Source organism: Methanimicrococcus blatticola (assembly GCF_004363215.1).
GTDB classification, from domain to species: Archaea; Halobacteriota; Methanosarcinia; order Methanosarcinales; family Methanosarcinaceae; genus Methanimicrococcus; species Methanimicrococcus blatticola.
Genome location: NZ_SNYS01000005.1, coordinates 117,610 through 133,663, shown reverse-complemented (window position 1 = coordinate 133,663; position 16,054 = coordinate 117,610). Strand labels below are relative to the sequence as shown.

Annotated in this window: 16 protein-coding genes and 1 pseudogene; 5 read left to right on the top strand and 12 right to left on the bottom strand. The window is 42.5% G+C overall.

From position 1 onward, the window contains the following. Positions 1-13: 13 nt before the first annotated feature. On the top strand, positions 14-1,078 hold the full coding sequence (locus C7391_RS00645) for an isocitrate/isopropylmalate dehydrogenase family protein (RefSeq protein ID WP_133516615.1): 1,065 nt from the start codon (positions 14-16) through the stop codon (positions 1,076-1,078). Positions 1,079-1,161: 83 nt separating this feature from the next. Here the strand turns inward: C7391_RS00645 and C7391_RS00640 are convergent, their stop codons facing one another. The 3 genes from C7391_RS00640 to C7391_RS00630 all read right to left on the bottom strand — a co-directional run bounded on the left by C7391_RS00640 (position 1,162) and on the right by C7391_RS00630 (position 2,425). Further along, positions 1,162-1,620, bottom strand: a complete 459-nt coding sequence (locus tag C7391_RS00640; protein ID WP_133516614.1) for a hypothetical protein — start codon at positions 1,618-1,620, stop codon at positions 1,162-1,164. Then, a complete protein-coding gene (locus C7391_RS00635) occupies positions 1,613-1,819 on the bottom strand; it encodes a helix-turn-helix transcriptional regulator (RefSeq protein ID WP_133516613.1) in 207 nt (68 codons plus the stop codon). The genes C7391_RS00640 and C7391_RS00635 overlap by 8 nt, the downstream gene beginning before the upstream one ends. A 258-nt stretch (positions 1,820-2,077) precedes the next feature. Beyond that, positions 2,078-2,425 (bottom strand): SdpI family protein, encoded by a 348-nt coding sequence (locus C7391_RS00630; RefSeq protein ID WP_166627338.1) that lies wholly within the window; start codon positions 2,423-2,425, stop codon positions 2,078-2,080. A gap of 308 nt (positions 2,426-2,733) precedes the next feature. On the opposite strand from C7391_RS00630, the gene C7391_RS00620 reads away from it, so the two are divergent. Beyond that, a complete protein-coding gene (locus tag C7391_RS00620) occupies positions 2,734-3,978 on the top strand; it encodes a 3-isopropylmalate dehydratase large subunit (protein WP_133516611.1) in 1,245 nt (414 codons plus the stop codon). Positions 3,979-4,172: 194 nt separating this feature from the next. Then, positions 4,173-4,511 carry a hypothetical protein gene (locus C7391_RS00615; protein WP_133516610.1) on the top strand — a complete coding sequence of 113 codons (339 nt, stop codon included), beginning with the start codon at positions 4,173-4,175 and terminating at the stop codon, positions 4,509-4,511. Positions 4,512-4,591: 80 nt separating this feature from the next. Here the strand turns inward: C7391_RS00615 and C7391_RS00610 are convergent, their stop codons facing one another. From C7391_RS00610 to C7391_RS00600, 3 genes are all read right to left on the bottom strand, one after another. After that, a complete protein-coding gene (locus tag C7391_RS00610) occupies positions 4,592-4,867 on the bottom strand; it encodes a hypothetical protein (protein ID WP_133516609.1) in 276 nt (91 codons plus the stop codon). A 152-nt stretch (positions 4,868-5,019) separates the two neighbouring features. Beyond that, a complete protein-coding gene (locus C7391_RS00605; protein ID WP_133516608.1) occupies positions 5,020-6,150 on the bottom strand; it encodes an AAA family ATPase in 1,131 nt (376 codons plus the stop codon). Between the two features lie 207 nt (positions 6,151-6,357). Further along, the gene (locus C7391_RS00600) at positions 6,358-6,537 is read right to left on the bottom strand and encodes a hypothetical protein (RefSeq protein WP_133516607.1); all 180 of its coding nucleotides are present in this window, start codon (positions 6,535-6,537) and stop codon (positions 6,358-6,360) included. A gap of 94 nt (positions 6,538-6,631) precedes the next feature. Here C7391_RS00600 and C7391_RS00595 point away from each other — a divergent pair, with 94 nt between their 5' ends. After that, positions 6,632-8,335, top strand: coding sequence for a CvpA family protein (locus C7391_RS00595; protein ID WP_133516606.1), 1,704 nt, complete (start codon positions 6,632-6,634; stop codon positions 8,333-8,335). Positions 8,336-9,027: 692 nt separating this feature from the next. Here C7391_RS00595 and C7391_RS00590 read toward each other — a convergent pair. The 6 genes and pseudogenes from C7391_RS00590 to C7391_RS00565 all read right to left on the bottom strand — a co-directional run bounded on the left by C7391_RS00590 (position 9,028) and on the right by C7391_RS00565 (position 15,007). Then, positions 9,028-9,855, bottom strand: a pseudogene (locus C7391_RS00590) (cobalamin-dependent protein). Then, on the bottom strand, positions 9,855-10,973 hold the full coding sequence (locus tag C7391_RS00585; protein WP_133516605.1) for an MtaA/CmuA family methyltransferase: 1,119 nt from the start codon (positions 10,971-10,973) through the stop codon (positions 9,855-9,857). The pseudogene C7391_RS00590 and the gene C7391_RS00585 overlap by 1 nt, the downstream one beginning before the upstream one ends. Before the next feature lie 372 nt (positions 10,974-11,345). Next, on the bottom strand, positions 11,346-12,710 hold the full coding sequence (locus C7391_RS00580; RefSeq protein ID WP_133516604.1) for an energy-coupling factor ABC transporter ATP-binding protein: 1,365 nt from the start codon (positions 12,708-12,710) through the stop codon (positions 11,346-11,348). A 76-nt stretch (positions 12,711-12,786) separates the two neighbouring features. Next, positions 12,787-13,572 (bottom strand): cobalt ECF transporter T component CbiQ, encoded by a 786-nt coding sequence (gene cbiQ, locus C7391_RS00575; RefSeq protein WP_133516603.1) that lies wholly within the window; start codon positions 13,570-13,572, stop codon positions 12,787-12,789. A 400-nt stretch (positions 13,573-13,972) separates the two neighbouring features. Beyond that, entirely contained in the window at positions 13,973-14,278 is a 306-nt protein-coding gene (locus C7391_RS00570; RefSeq protein ID WP_133516602.1) for an energy-coupling factor ABC transporter substrate-binding protein, read from the bottom strand. A gap of 9 nt (positions 14,279-14,287) precedes the next feature. Then, on the bottom strand, positions 14,288-15,007 hold the full coding sequence (locus C7391_RS00565) for an energy-coupling factor ABC transporter permease (RefSeq protein WP_133516601.1): 720 nt from the start codon (positions 15,005-15,007) through the stop codon (positions 14,288-14,290). Between the two features lie 420 nt (positions 15,008-15,427). On the opposite strand from C7391_RS00565, the gene cbiT reads away from it, so the two are divergent. Further along, the gene (gene cbiT, locus C7391_RS00560; protein ID WP_223610976.1) at positions 15,428-16,006 is read left to right on the top strand and encodes a precorrin-6Y C5,15-methyltransferase (decarboxylating) subunit CbiT; all 579 of its coding nucleotides are present in this window, start codon (positions 15,428-15,430) and stop codon (positions 16,004-16,006) included. Positions 16,007-16,054: the final 48 nt, after the last annotated feature.

The following is a 16,054-nucleotide window of genomic DNA, read 5'->3' as shown; positions in this document are numbered from 1 at the left end:
ATTTGGTGATGGTATGAGAACGGCAATCATTGAGGGCGACGGTATCGGAAAAGAAGTCATTCCCGAAGCGGTTGCGATTTTGGATTATTTCAACGAAACTTATGATTGGGGGATTGAAAAAGTTCCCGTTGAAGTCGGTTTCGGAAAATGGGAACGAACAGGTTCCGCCATCACTGACGATGATATTTCTCTTTTAAAATCGTGCGATACCATCCTGTTCGGCGCGATTACAACCGTCAACGACCCGTCTTACAAAAGCGTTCTTTTGAGAATTCGAAAAGAATTGAACCTTTACGCCAATATCCGCCCGATTCTTCCGATTCCGGGAATTTACGAGCTTTTAAAAATTAAAGATCGAAATGAAGCGGATGTCAACATTATTATTGTCCGCGAAAATACCGAGGGCCTTTATTCCGGAATTGAAGAGATTGGTGCCGATAAATCGACAACGACGCGCGTCATCACTCAAAAAGCGTCTGAAAGAATTGCTTCATTTGCCTGCGGTTTGGCGGCGGAGCGCGAAAACCGGTTGACTGTTGTTCATAAATCCAATGTTTTAAAATCCGATAAACTCTTTTTAGATACCTGTCGGCAAACGGCAGAGTCAAAAGGCATTGCCGTTTCGGATAAATTGGTGGATATTTTTGCTTATGATTTGATTATGTCTCCCGAAAAATACGATGTTGTTGTGACGACAAATCTTTTCGGCGACATTTTGAGCGACCTCGGTGCTGTTCTTCTCGGAAGCATCGGATTGGCGCCGAGCGCGAACATCGGTGACAATCAAGCCTTTTTTGAGCCTGTTCACGGCAGCGCGCCTGATATCGCGGGAAAAGGGGTTGCCAATCCGATCGCTGCGATTCTCAGTTTGAAAATGATGTTTGATTGGATGGGAAAAAAGAGGGAGGCATGTTTGGTCAACCGCGCCGTTGCCGCTGCGATTCATGATAAAATCGTGACGCCTGATCTCGGCGGTAAATATTCAACGAAAGAAGTCGGTGATTTCATTTTAAGTAAAGTCCGCCAGTATGATGCGGCATCTTTTTGTTTGGAAGATCCGAACGAGGTTTTGAAATAAAATCCTTAATTCGGTTTAAAAATTCAATCTGAAAAGACATGATTTCGGAAATTCAAAAAGAAAAGACATGAATGTCTTTTCCGTTACATTTTTTTGGAATAATATTGGAATAAAACGATTCCGAATACAAAATCGGCGGCAATAAAAATCCAAAGTGCGAGAATGATTGCCATATCAATGCCGGCAAAGGTAAAAATCATATTCAGGATAAACAAACCGACCAGTGTCCATTGGTAAGCGACCTGACCTGATTTTTGGCGGAGCATTATCTTTCTTTCATCTGAAAATTTTATTTTTTCATCCTGAAGCAATTTTTCATGCGCTTCTCTGTTCTTTTTCCAATACAAATATTTTACAAACACAACAATATCCGCAAAAATTAATCCGATTCCGATTGAAAAAATCATATCGGAATGGACAAATTTATCCGGAAAAGTTATTCCGGTAAAAATGAAGGCAATGCCAATGATTAATAAAAGCGGAATGCTGATGATGTATGATCTTAAAGCGTTTTTTCTTTTTTGTTCAATATATTCAGTCATTTTTTTCCTCCTCATAAATGAAGACGCTTTCAATATCCGTTTCAAAATACTGCGCAATTTTAAACGCGAGGATAATGGACGGATTATAGCGTCCGTTTTCAAGGGAGCCGATGGTCTGCCTGGAAACTTCCAAAGCGGCCGCGAGTTCTTCTTGATTAATTCCTTTTTGTTTTCGAAGCTCTTCTAATCTGTTTTTCATTTTCTTTCTCCCGGTTTTGATTCAGGAAATTGTTTTGAAATATATGGAAAGTATACTTTACAAAAGGAAAGTTAGCTTTCCAAATATATATACTTTTTTAATTTGTTTTCGAAATCAACTTTGTTTTAAAAGTCTTGAGAATCAATTAAGAAGTAAACATCGGTTTAATGAAAATTTAAAAGCCTGAACGCCGGTTTTATTGAAAAAAGAAGAGAAAAGGGGCGTTCGTTTTTCATTCTATTGAAAAAAATGGATGTTTCATTTTGAATTATTTTTCAAATGATTTTCCGGGTTTCTTTTGCCGTTTTTATCAAAATTCTTCTTCAACGCGGATTCCGTTATCGGAATAGTTAAAATAAAAATGATCAGCTGAATCGTCATGACAATAACGCTGACAATTCCTGCGGTATCATCATCGGCTGACCAAAAGTAAATGCATATTAACAGCGTTAAAATGAAGAAGACGATTCCCGTCCGAAGATAAATTTTCCCGGCGTAAATGTGCGCGAAATCCCAGGTTTCGCGGCTTGTCATTGATTGCGTTGTCCGATATCCGTAAAGGCTGTTTATTTGCTTCGGGCCGTTTTTGCGCCATAAAAATCCCATCCCGATCATCATTACGGGGAGGAGAAAGATCGTTATAATATAAAGAAAGTTCATACGCGGTCTCAATGCGCTTTTTCTATAAATTCCTTCTTTTATCTCTTTTTATCTTTCTTTTTATCTTTCTTTTTATCTTTCTTTTTATCTTTCTTTTTATCTTTCTTTTTCATATCTATTTTATATATCTAATTTTGAAGCCGAATCAACAATACTTTTTTATTGATTTGATGACGAAAGCATAGAAATTAAACGAAATAAACGAAAAATAAATTTTAACCGTCAATTTGAATTCAAAAACAAAAGGCATTTTTATGGGAACAATCAGTGAAAATATTTTCAGCCGCGCGGCCGGAATCGACGTGAAAGCGAATGATTTTGTTTCGGCAAATGTGGATTATGCAATGGCGCATGACGGAACGAGCATTTTAGCCGTCAAATCTTTCAGGGAAATGGGCGCACAAAAAGTTTGGGACGCTAATCGAATTGTGATTCCGTTTGACCATCTCATTCCGGCAAGCACAGATGTCGCCGCCGGTTTGCAAAAGGATATCCGAGAATGGGTGAAAGAGCAGAACATTTCTCATTTTTATGAAGGCGGCGAGGGAATCTGTCATCAGGTTCTGCCTGAGCAGGGATTTGCAATGCCCGGCAAATTAATTGTCGGCGCCGACTCTCATTCTTGTACTTACGGTGCGTTCGGCGCATTCGGAACAGGCGTCGGTGCAACCGATATGTCTGAAATTTTCGCAACCGGGAAGCTTTGGTTCAAAGTGCCTGAAACCATCAAAATGACCGTGGACGGTAAATTGGGTAAAGGCGTTTATGCCAAAGACCTGACGCTTTACCTGATCGGCAAAACCGGAATTGCCGGTGCCACCTATAAAGCCGTTGAATTTTACGGCGACGCGATTACGGATCTCTCGATTTCCGGCCGAATGACGCTTTGTAATATGGCAATTGAGATGGGCGCAAAAGCCGGCATTGTCCCGCCGGATAAGAAAACATTTGAATATTTGGAAAACCGCTCACAAGCCGATTTTGAACCGATTTATGCGGATGCTGACGCAACTTATTGCAAGGAAGTCAATTATCACGCCGACGACATCGAACCCCAGATTGCCTGCCCGCATGAAGTGGACAACGTCGTTCCCGTCGGCAAAGTTGCCGGAACGCACATTGATCAGGCATTTCTCGGAACTTGCACCAACGGCCGTTTAGAAGACTTGGCAATTGCCGCCGACATCTTAAAAGGCAAAAAGGTCACCGTCCGAACAATCGCCGCGCCCGCGTCAAGAACAATTCTCTTAGAAGCCGTTCAAACCGGCATTTATGAAACCCTCCTCAAAGCAGGCGTCAGTTTCATCACCCCCGGCTGCGGTCCGTGTCTCGGCGCGCATCAGGGAATTATTGCCGAAGGCGAAAATTGCATCTCAACCGCCAACCGCAACTTCAAAGGCAGAATGGGCAAAGGCGGATTCATTTATCTGGCATCGCCCGCAAGCGTCGCGGCAGCAGCAATCAAAGGAGAAATTGTTGATCCGAGAGAATATCTCTGATTCAATCAATTTCTTTTCGTTTTTTTCAATTTCTTTTCTTTCTTATCTTCTTTTGATTTCGGATTCAGGTTTTCAAAATCTCAACGAAAATCCAAAACAACCGCCCGCTAATTTTCGATTCCGAGCGAAGCGAAGCTGAGTGAGGAATCGGAAATTTGCGGATTCGTACCCGGCCGATACAGCAAAAATAAAACATGGTTTTTCAGGAAAATCATTTTGTCAGCATTTGTTCGGCTGCTTGGGTCTGCGTTGCTGCTTGGGTCTGCGTTGTTGTTTGGGTCTGCGTTGTTGCTTGGGTCTGTGTTGTTGTTTGGGTCTGCGTTGTTGCTTGGGTCTGCGTTGCTGCTTGCATCTGCTCTCTTTTATCACATCCGTTCGCTTGCGCGAACGTGGCACTGTTACCTTACTGTTTGCATTGTTGCTGCTACCTTACTGTTTGCATCCTGCCGCCGCCCAGCCGCTGTGCTCGCCGCCGCGCGAGCCGCACCGGTTTTCAAAAATATAAATTCACCTATCGGGTTTTAAAAATTTAAAAAGAAAGTCTTCAATGAAGAATGAAAATAAAAAACGAAAAAATAAAAGTGAAAAAGAATGAAGAAAGAAAAATAAAAAATCAGTAAATCAAAGTCCAGTCCAATCGGTTGTCTTCTTCGTCATAAAGATAGACTTCCATGCTGCCCTGATTCTTTTCTTCGCCGAGCGGTTTTGCGCCGATGAACAGCACGTCGCCGACTTCAATGTCAATGTCCGCCGGAACTTTGCCGAAGTAAACGCGGCCTTTGGAGAGCGGTTCTTCGATTGTTATGCCTTGGTACGTCATGGTTTTAATCACGTTGACGACTTGGCAGTCAAAGCGGTCCGTTTCTAATATTTCAACATCAGCTTCCATAATAATTCCTTTTTGTTTTTTGATAATTCATTATCTGATAAATCTTATATGACAATTTTCATAAATATGGCAATTTTCATAAATATGACAAATTTTCATAATATAACAAATTCCGAAATAAAAAGAATGACGGTCAGATTTATCTGCGCCCCTCAGGCGTAGAATTGCTGGCAGTCGTCACCGGATCCGTTCTTTTTCAATTCGCCAAGCGCGTTTGTGAAATATTCCGTTTTCACGTATTTTTCATCTTCAATAATTGCGCGGTGAAGGGCGGTTTTGAGAACTTTGTGAACCAAATCTCTGCCGGAAAATCCGGTCGCTTCTTTGGCAAAACGCTTCACGCTGAACGTCGGGTCGACAGGCAGCGGGAATGTTTCCAAATTGGTTTGAAGAATCTGCTCGACTTCATCCGCGTTGGGCAGAATGAATCCGATTTCTTCTTCAAAGCGACTTCTGACAGCAGAGTCCAGCGATTGGATTCTGTTGGTGGATCCGATTGTACACACGCCGGTGCGTTCCGACAATCCGTCCATTTCGGTGATGAGCGCGTTAACGATTTCAACAACGTCGCCGCGCAGTTCCTGGAATTTGCGGTCAAGCGCAATCGCGTCAATTTCATCAATGAAAATGATACACGGCGCCATTTCTTCAGCACGCTCGTATAAATCATGAATCTGGCGCGCGCCTTCGCCGACAAATTCGCCGATCAGCTGCGTCGCTTTCACGGGAATCAGCGGAACATCCGCCTTGCAGGCGAGTGCTTTGGCAAGCATCGTTTTGCCGGTTCCGGACGGGCCGTGGAACAAAACATTTCGCGGTGCCCATTTGCCGAATGTTTCCGGTTCTGCCAGATATTTTTCAATCAAACGGCATTTCTTTTTTGCCGCATTTTGCCCGATGATTTCATCAAACGAAATGCATGTCTTCGGGGCGTTTTCAACAAATTCGGGCTTTGCGGTCGAGGGCGCAATCAGCACTTTCGTTTCGGGGCCGATTGCAAATCCTTCAGGTTCGACCGAGACGACACGGTAAGCGAATCCTTTGAACAATTCGCGGTCGAAAAGATACATACCGGTCTCGACTTCCCATCCTTCCCACTGATCGCGGATGTAGGCCTCAAACAAATCCGTGTCATCAATGAACGGATCATCATCTATGAGGCCGATGAGAGGATACCCTGCCGGTTTTAAAACAACCTCGCGGGCGAATTCGGTGCCCGAACCTTCAAAATAAGGATTATCATCAAAATTCTTTTTGGAATTTGATCGTTGAGAGGCGCGCATCTTGTATCAGCTCAATTCGTTTTCATTAATAATAGTATAACAGTAGTCGGATTTCTATGGAAATCCAAATCGGGACAACATTTCCAATTCCACGGAAAACCGCAAATTAAAGACATTCGTCCTCACGAAAATATTACTTCATTTTCGTATTAAAACTCAATGCAATACGGTTATATATCTAAATAATACGCTTGAAATCTCCAAATTCTAATGACAATGATGACAATGTAATGACAAATCAGCTAATGACAAATCAGCTAATGACAAATCAACTAATGGCAAATCAACTAATGGCAAATCAACTAATGGCAAATCAACTAATGGAAAATCCGCTAATGGTAAATTAACTAACGGCAAATCAGCATTCACGTATTCCAAAGCATTCATTTTTATTATATCCGAAGTATAACAGCGTATATCTGTAACTAACTTCCTTTATTCATTCGATTTCCATATCGATTACAGAATCGGAGTACAAATTATGAAAAAGATGAATCAGCAGACACGAATTCTTGTCAGCTTGATCTTGACGGTAATTGTTGCGGCGTTTTCTTTTTATTTCACTCTGCCCGCGCTGAACCTTCGTTCAACTGACTTTTATTTCTTTTTAATTACGATCGTCATTGCTTACTTCGCAATTTACACGCTTCTCGGCATGCCGAATATGAATGTCAAGCGCACCGTTGATGAAAACGGCCGCGTGATTTTCACGACCGAGTCAGACAATGATTATTCAAATGTTGAAAATGATCCTTATCTTGCCAAAAGAACACAATCCCGTCAAAAAACACCGCTTTACATCGCGGGTCTTCTCTTCGCGATTGTGATTGTCGGAACGGTCATTTCAAGTCCGATTTTTTACGCGGATTCTTATACCAAGCTTATTGATATTGAAACCGGAAATTTCGAAGAAGACATCGATGAACTTTCTTTTGACCAAATTCCGTGGCTTGACCGCGCTTCCGCTCAGCGTCTCGGCGATAGGAAAATGGGTGATCTGGCGGACATGGTATCGCAGTTCGAGGTGGCGACGGATTACACGCAAATCAATTACCAAGGACGCCCTGTCCGAATTACGCCGCTTTTGTACGGCGACTTCTTCAAATGGTTTAACAATGTCGGCGAGGGCATTCCGGCTTACATTACCGTTGACATGGTCACGCAGGAAGCGCAGGTTGTCCGCATGGGCGAAGGCAACGGCATCAAATATTCCCAATCCGAATTGTTCTTCAGAAATATTGACCGTTACATCCGCGTTAATTATCCGACATACATGTTTGAAAGACCGGTGATGGAGATTGATGAAGGCGGTCACCCGTATTGGATCTGCCCAAAAGTCGTTAAAAGAATCGGATTGTTCGGTGGCGCTGATATTGAAGGCATTGTGATGGTGGACGCCGTGACCGGTGAGCACGCATATTACGCGCCTGAAGATATTCCGGGATGGGTGGACAATGTTTACCGCGCGGAACTTTTGATTCAGCAATATGATTATTACGGTGCCTACGGCGGCGGGTTCTTAAATTCAATTTTCGGCCAGCGCAGCGTTACCATGACAACGGACGGCTACAATTATCTCGCGATGAATGATGACGTTTACATGTATACCGGTATCACTTCTGTCGGCGGCGATGAATCCAATGTCGGTTTCGTTTGGATCAATCAGCGTACCAAGGAATCCAAGTATTACCAGATTGCCGGCGCTCATGAATATTCGGCTATGAATTCGGCAGAAGGCGCGCTTCAGCATTTGAGATACGTCTCCACCTTCCCGCTGCTCTTAAACGTTCACGGTCAGCCGACATATTTCATGGCGATGAAAGACAATTCCAATCTTGTCAAGCAATACGCGATGGTCAACGTGGAACAGTATCAGATTGTCGGAACGGGCGAAACGCTCAAACAAACCGAAGAAGATTATGTCAGAAAACTCGGTTCAACCGGTATTGAAATTCCGTCTGATGAAACAAAGGTCAATGGAACCGTTGAAGATATCCGCATCGCGGTAATTGACGGCAATTCCAACTATTACATCAAGATCAGCGGCGACCAAACATATTATTCGATGTCCGCAAACCTTGATCCGCGCATTGTTTTACTCAACGTCGGAGATCGCGTAGAATTGTCCTACTTGGACACGGAAACGCAAATCAAAATCGTCCAATCATTTGTATGGGTGACGTAAAGCAATTCAAAAATTCAACGAAGAAATAACTCTTCGTTGATCTTTTTGTTTTTTCTTTTCTATTTTTTTATTTTTGTTTTTTGATTGTTCATTTTAGTTTTTTAAATTTCAATAACCAAACATCGTTTTTCAATAATTTTCGATAAACCCGAATGCCGGTTAAAACCAAAACAAAAAAGTGAAGGAAATTTTCATGATTTAACCGGCATTCGTTTTTCATTTCATTTTGAAAAAAGAGATGTTTTGAGTTGATAAATAATCGAAAAATCAAAGCAACCGCCTCCAACGACGCGTTTCACGAGCGTAGCGAGTGAAAGAAGGAGTTGGAGATTCGTACCTCTCCGTTCAAATAAACTCCAACAGCTGAGATATTTTACTCCAATTAAGATTCGGCTAAAACTGAGTTGGCAACGGCGTGGTAATAATCCGCATTTTTCAATTTCATTCGCTTCGCTCATGAAATCGAAAATTGCGGTCGTATTCGAAGTTTCTTTTATTTTTAAAAAGAATTTCTTCATTTTAAATAAGATAAAAAAGAGTAAACATCCGTTTTATTTTCAGAAAAACGGATGTTTCGTTTTTTTTGGATTGAAAATGTTGTTTTTTATTTATAGTCCTGAATCTTTTAGAATTCTTTATTTCTTCCGGCTCCTGTCTGCCGATTTTCATTCTATCTTATTTTTGTTTCACTTTTATTTCACTTCCTTTCTCACTTCTTCCCAATTCTTGCCGGAAACAACTGCCTGAGCAATTTTCACGGCGTCAAGCGGGCTTTTGCCGTAAATTGAGTTGTCGAATGATTCTGTAAAGTGAGTGTCAACGGCAGCACCGCCGCAGGCAACCGGAACGCCTGAAAATGCAATTTCTTTTGCCAGCGTTCTGAGTCCTTCTTTGGTCGTGCTCATCAGGGATGTGCCTGTGACCAAGTCGATTTTTTCATTCTTGACAAGGTTGACAACGTCTTCTACTAAAACGTCGCGCCCCATGTCAATGACTTCAAAACCGTTGGCGCGAAGAATGGCTGCGACAATGTTTTTGCCGATGTCGTGAACATCACCTTCAATCACAAGAGAAGCCACGCGGCCGGCAGACGGGATGTCACCGAGCCGGTCCTGGCAGAGTGCAACGCCTGCGACAAGCGCGTCGTTTGCCAATAGAACTTCCGGAACAAATGCGTCACCGTTGTCATAAATTTCACAAACGGTTTGAATGCCCGGCATCAGCGCGTCTACGACAATTCCGGTCGGATCAGTTCCTTTTTCCAAAAGCGCGGCCGTTAATTTCTGTGCTTCCTTGACTTCGCCTTCAATCACGGCATCCGTCAAAGCGGCGTAATCAGCATTTTTGGGAAGATATTTTTCACGAACCTGCTCCGGTTTCAAAGCCGTTTTCTTTTCCGCGTCAGGATATTCGCCGAAACCGATTCGAATGCCGACTTCAAGCAATTCCTTGTAACGCTACGGATTTTTTTCTTTAAATTCAAAAATCTCGGCGGCGGCCGTATCAATGTGCCGAATCATCAGAAAAACCTCCCGTTGACTTCATCAATTGTTTTCCCTTTGCTCTTTTCAAGTTTTCCGATACCGACGCCCATCTCACGAATAATTGCTTCCACGTCATCCGATTGCGGGACCGGCGTTTCGCGGCAAGCCTGAACATAGGCTTTCAAATTCTCAATGGACGTGCCGAAAGAAACATCACAAGCCGTTCCGACAACATCAGTTCCCTGGAAAATACATTCTTTCGTTCTGTTGTAAACATCTTCCGGCGTTCCGTTGGGCATCAAATCAATGACATCCAAACTGCCGAGAATCGATATGCTGTTGCCGAGAATCTGACGACAGTACCAAACAGGAACATTGTCAAACGAAAAACAATCCATGCCGCTCTTTTTCACATACGGCAAAAGCTTGCTCGTATTACCGCACATGTGAAGAATCTTCGGCGCGCTGATTTCGCGAGCCATTCTCTGATGGGCGGGAAGCACGAATTCTTCGTACGTTTCTCCGGAAATCAAATCACCCGACGCCGACGGGTCGGCCGGGAATAAAATATGCGCGCCGGCAGCCACTTGAAGTTTGCCGTATTCAATCACAAAATCCGTTGCCGCTTCAATGAAAGCGTGCGCCTTTTCCGGGTCCGTTCGTGTCCATCGAACAAGATTTTCAACGCCCGCAATGTGTCCCGCAACCGTAAACGGCGCGGTAATCACCGGAATAATCGGGAGCATTCCCGCATATCTTTCACGCAGAATGGAAATTGCTTCAAGCACAACCGCAGCACGGCTGTTCTTTGCAAAATTCGGATCCCATGTCACATCTTTCGGGTCTGTATAGGCATGCGCGGCAACCGGCGGGCGGTCCGGCTTGTTCCAATCAAGCGGACATCCCAAGACTTCCGCTTCTAATGAAATATCAAATTGCGGCCTGGCCGCTTCAATGCCGCAAATCTCGTAAGGCGCGGCCGCTAAATCAGCCATCATTTTCGGGTCGCGGTGCGCTTTAGGCCAACTTGCGCCGACAGCGTCCATGAGTTCGGCAGTTGTCTGAGCAAGCGGATTTGCAGGCGGCACGTAATCAACACGACCGCCGAGAACGGCAGCAAGAACGCGCCGCGTCGGAGTCATTTCTGAAACCATTATTCTATCCTCCATAATCATATTTAATGTATCTAATGTCGTCTACTCGTAGTTACATTGGAATTAAACACACACAATCGGCAGATAAACTGCCAAAAACATTTTTGCAGGCACACTTTCCTGCAATAAAATATATGCCGCTGATTACTATATATAATGAACCTGTTGTAATTTAAAAGAATTCACGGTGGGCAGTTATAAAAATGAAATTTTATATATAGTCTCAAAAAAAGTGAATCGGGAAATATTCAAAATCATTGAAGAATATGTTTCATATGTTTCAGTCATTTATCTGAAACAATCCAATCAAACCTGAGTGTTCGGCCTCGATTCTTCAATCCCGATTCTTCAGCCTCTGTTCTTTAACCTTGATTATTCAACTTCGATTAATCCATCCGTTTGATCTTGTGTGTTTTCTTCATTAATATCAAGTGCGCCTTTTCCGACGGGACTGAAAATCAAACGAATACCGCTGTTTTGAATATATTCGCGAATGCGTTTTGCCGTATGGGAAACCATTCCCGAGCTTGTCAATATCAGGCATCGGCTTCCGGTAATCGCATTCAATATGGATTTGTCAATGACACCTGAATTACAAACAACGTCAATGCCGTTGTTTTCGGCAATGTCTTTGCTTTTTTTACCCATTGCGCCGATGAAATTGATATCATATTCATCAACAATCTTATCGAATTCGGCTTTGTCAAATTCGTCCATGTTGTAAACGTGAATCGCGCCCGGCTTGAGAACGCGGCGCTTGAGCTCGACAACGGCGGTTCCGTCATCGCTCTTGAACAAAACGCGGGAATTGACGGCTTCATACAATCCTTCTTTTGTGTAATCGCCGAAAAGAACGCCCAAATTCACGCATTCGCCGACAGCAACTTCCGGGCTGATGTCAACGCGCATCAAATCAACGGAATGCAAAAGCTGAACCAGTTCGGGGATGTCTTTGGGCTGTGCATTTCCGGTCGCAAGCCACCGCTTTTCCAATTCGCGGTAAACGTCTAAAATAAACGGGCTCTTCAAGGCGGAATTACGGACCTCTTCATCGTTTGAAAAGACGTATCCCGATGTTCCTTCATTCACTAATTTTCCGGAAGAAAGCAGTAAAACATAATCCGACCATTTGTAAGCCAAATCAACATCGTGGGTTGAAATAATGATTGTTTTGCCGAGGTCGTTTAATTCATTGAGAATATCTAAAATCTCATCGGCACCGACCGGATCTAAATTGGAAAGCGGCTCATCCAATATAATGATGTCCGGGTCCATTGCAAGAACGCCGGCAATCGCGACGCGCTTCTTCTGCCCGCCGCTGAGATGATGTGGTGGCTTGTCTTTGAGCGCCTGAAGTCCGAAATGGTCCAGCATTTGATTGACGACGCGGTCAATTTCTTCTTTGGAATAGCCGAGATTCAGCGGACCGAACGCGATATCCTGATAAACCGTGGGCGCAAAAAGTTGGTCATCTGAATTTTGAAACACGATCCCTACTTTTTTTCGGAGTTCGCGAAGCCCGGATGATGAATAATCGACTTCTTTGCCGCCGAAAAGAACTTTGCCTTTTTTGGGTTTGAGCGTGCCGTTGAGCAATAAAAATAAAGTGGATTTCCCGGAGCCGTTCTTGCCGACGAAAGAAACTTTCTTTCCTTGGGGAATTGTAATCGAAATGTCATCGACTGCTTTTGTTCCGTCGGGATAACTGAATTCTAAGTTTTTTGTTTCTAAAATCATAGTGAAGCTCCGAAGATCAATCAAATTAAATCAAAATAATCAACACACTCAATAAACATCAATAAATTAATCATTATCAAAAGAATTGGATTCCTCGCGTGTAAATATAAACAGTTGCAACAGCCGCAACGAAAATCATTGATACCAGCGCGTCTGAATACAGAATTTTGTATTTGGCATCGTAATAAGGCAGTTTGCCGTCATAGCATCTGGAATTCATAGACAGGTAAAGGCGGTCGCCTTGTTCCAATGTTTGAATGAAAAGACTGCCGACTAACATTCCCGCAGACCGAAGGCTTGTTTTAAAGTTGCGATAGCCGAAACGCATGGATTGCGCGGATTGAATGCTTAAAAGCAATTCCAAGAAGACAAAGATGTAGCGGTAAATCAGCATGACAAGTTCCATAAAAACATCAAGGAATGAAAACCGCTTGAAATAAGAGAATAATTCAAGCATCGGGGTTGTCATGGATAAGAAAAACAAGCTGGCAATGCCGCTCAATGAACGTGTAAAAATCAAAACGGCATAATTGGCACTCTCTTGAGTGATTGTCAGCGTCCATCTGAAAATCGGAATCGCTAACAGAATTTCATCTCCTTTCCCGGTTGAAACAAACGCAAAAAGAACGCAACTGACGGCAACAAAGCCGAGCACCGAGAGAAATAATTTGAAGTAAAGCGCCGGCGGGATTTTGCCGAAAACAAGCGTTGCAAAAATCATGCAAACCATGATGAATATCGGAAGTATCGGGGACGATGAAAACAGGCCGGCAAGGAGAGCAAAAATAACCAACAGCACTTTCAATGTTGTATTTTTGCGTCTCAGCGGACTGAGAAGTGCAATATCATCCAGATTTCTCATAGATCTTTCATTCCGTTAATAATCCGTTCCGATAAAATCCGTTTTTAAACAATTTAAGACAATAATAGTTTACATGAATATGAGAAACGACAGTATTAAAATTTGTGCATGATTCCGGATTAAATCAAGTGAACTGTACCAAAATTAAAAACAAATGAAATAAAATTAAAAACAAATGAAATAAAATTAAAAACAAATGAAATCATATATCAGAATCCAAACTCGTGTAAATACAAATTCATGTAAAAATCAATTCATGTAAAAACCAATTCATGTAATCGCAAATTCATGTAAAAACATAATGCATGTTAAAAACCAATTCATTAAAAGAAACGAATGGTAAAAATGTGCCAATAAATGTTGCTAACGCAAATAAATAAAAATGGAAGCTTAATTTGAATTAAGCTTTCGCATTTTGCTTTTTAAATTTGTTCATTGCGTAATAATATCCGAAGAATATACCGATGATTAAAGCACCGATTGCGCCTTGCAGACAGAAGAGCAAGCTTTCAGTCTCTCCTCCCGGCGGTTCCCAGAACGGTTCCCACCAGGGTTCATAATCCGGATTTAATTCATAAATCAATTCTTCTGCTTCTCCGTCAGCGCCGCCGAATTCGGAGTCAGACCAAGTGGTTTGCCAAACGAAAAACACAGCGAAAATAACGAGTGCTGCAATTAAAATGTATTCAACTTTTATAGATGACATGTCGGTACCTCAGGAATTGATTTTTGTGAGCTGTTCCTCAGAAATTGCATCGGTTTTGAGGAGGAAGTCACCTTTGAGTTTTGCAATGTACTTGAATGCGACAACAATGATCAAACCTTCAAGAATGGCAAGCGGAACCTGCGTCACGGCAAAAACTCCTAAGAATCCGGCAGAAGCCGAAAGGAATCCGGAGAAGTTTTCAATCAGCGCAGAGATTGCAAGCGGGCTGTTCATGACACTGGCAAGCGCAAGCTGTAAAGCGGTCACAACATATGTTCCCAAATCGGCAACAAAAGCGGCTAAGAAAACCGTGTAATAAATGTTTAATTTGGTTTTCTGTAAAGCTTTATAGAGCGCATATGCCAAAAGCGGACCGAAGAAACCCATTGAGAAACAGTTTGCACCGAGCGTTGTAATGCCGCCGTGGGCCAGCAAAAGTGCTTGGAAAAGCAAAACGATTGCGGATAAAACGGCTGTAATGAGCGGACCGAATGTAAAGGATGACAAACCCGTGCCGGTCGGGTGGGAGGATGATCCTGTTACAGAGGGAAGTTTCAAACTGGACAATACAAAGATAAAGGCGCCTGATACGGCTAAAAGCGGCAAAACTTCACGGTTTTTACGAACGACTTTGTTCAGTTGAATGATGCCGGCAACCAATATGATTGCGGTTAATCCCCACCAAAAAGCAGCCCATCCGACCGGAAGCATACCTTCCATAATGTGCATAGTGATTATAACTCCTTTACTTGAAATAAAAATTACATGCAGTTCAAACTGCTAACCCAAACAAATGCCGAAAACAATTTTATTTAATAACGCGGGCGCAAAGTCCCGATAATAATATGACAAAATTATAAATCGGCTTGAAATACAGAGCATAATATGCGACTGATTGGATATAAACCGCTCAGATTCGGATTTAATATGGAATCTACAAAGATAACATACATCTGTTTTGAAATCACGAATCTGCTGTCTCTTGGTGATGATTTGAGAAAACTTTCAAAATTTTGTATTTTGATTTCCGATTTTCTGTCTCAAAAGTAAACCGCACAATTTTACTTGACAAAATCTTAAAATTAGACATGGCTTCCAAAAATTAAGGAAAAGCTATAAAACAAATTAAAAGGATTATAGGTTTCAAAAATAGATTTCAAAAAGAACGGAGTTTATGAAAATATGCCTGAATTGATCGGTGTTTCGGGGGGACCGACGAAACCGGAAATTATTGCAGTTTCTCTTTTTAAATTGGATATCAAAGACGGAGACGTTTTTGCCGATGTCGGCTGCGGTACCGGTTTGATTTCCATTGAAGCCACGCGCCTTGCGAAAAATCTTAAAATTTATGCGATGGATGCGCGCGATGTCGCTGTTGACGCGGCGACGCAGAATTTTAAAAATTTCGGAATCGAGAACGCGGAAGTTATTTCCGGCGAATCTTCCGAAGTCATTTCAAACTTAGAAAAGGTTGACTGCGCTTTTGTCGGCGGCACCAAAAATATTACCGCCGTTTTGGACGCTTTGATTGAAAAGGGCGCGCGCTCTATTATTGTCAACGCCGTTCGCATTGAAACGGTTGTCCGGGTCATTGAACATATGAAAAAGCGCGGCATTTATGACGAGACGGTTCACATTATTGCTTCCCGAAGCGAAGAGCTGACGGGCGAGACGTATTTTAAACCTGAAAATCCGGTTTATATCATGTCGGGAAAGCAAAAGCAATGAATAAACAATGAAACATATAAAATAAAATGTGAAAAAAGGCACAAGATT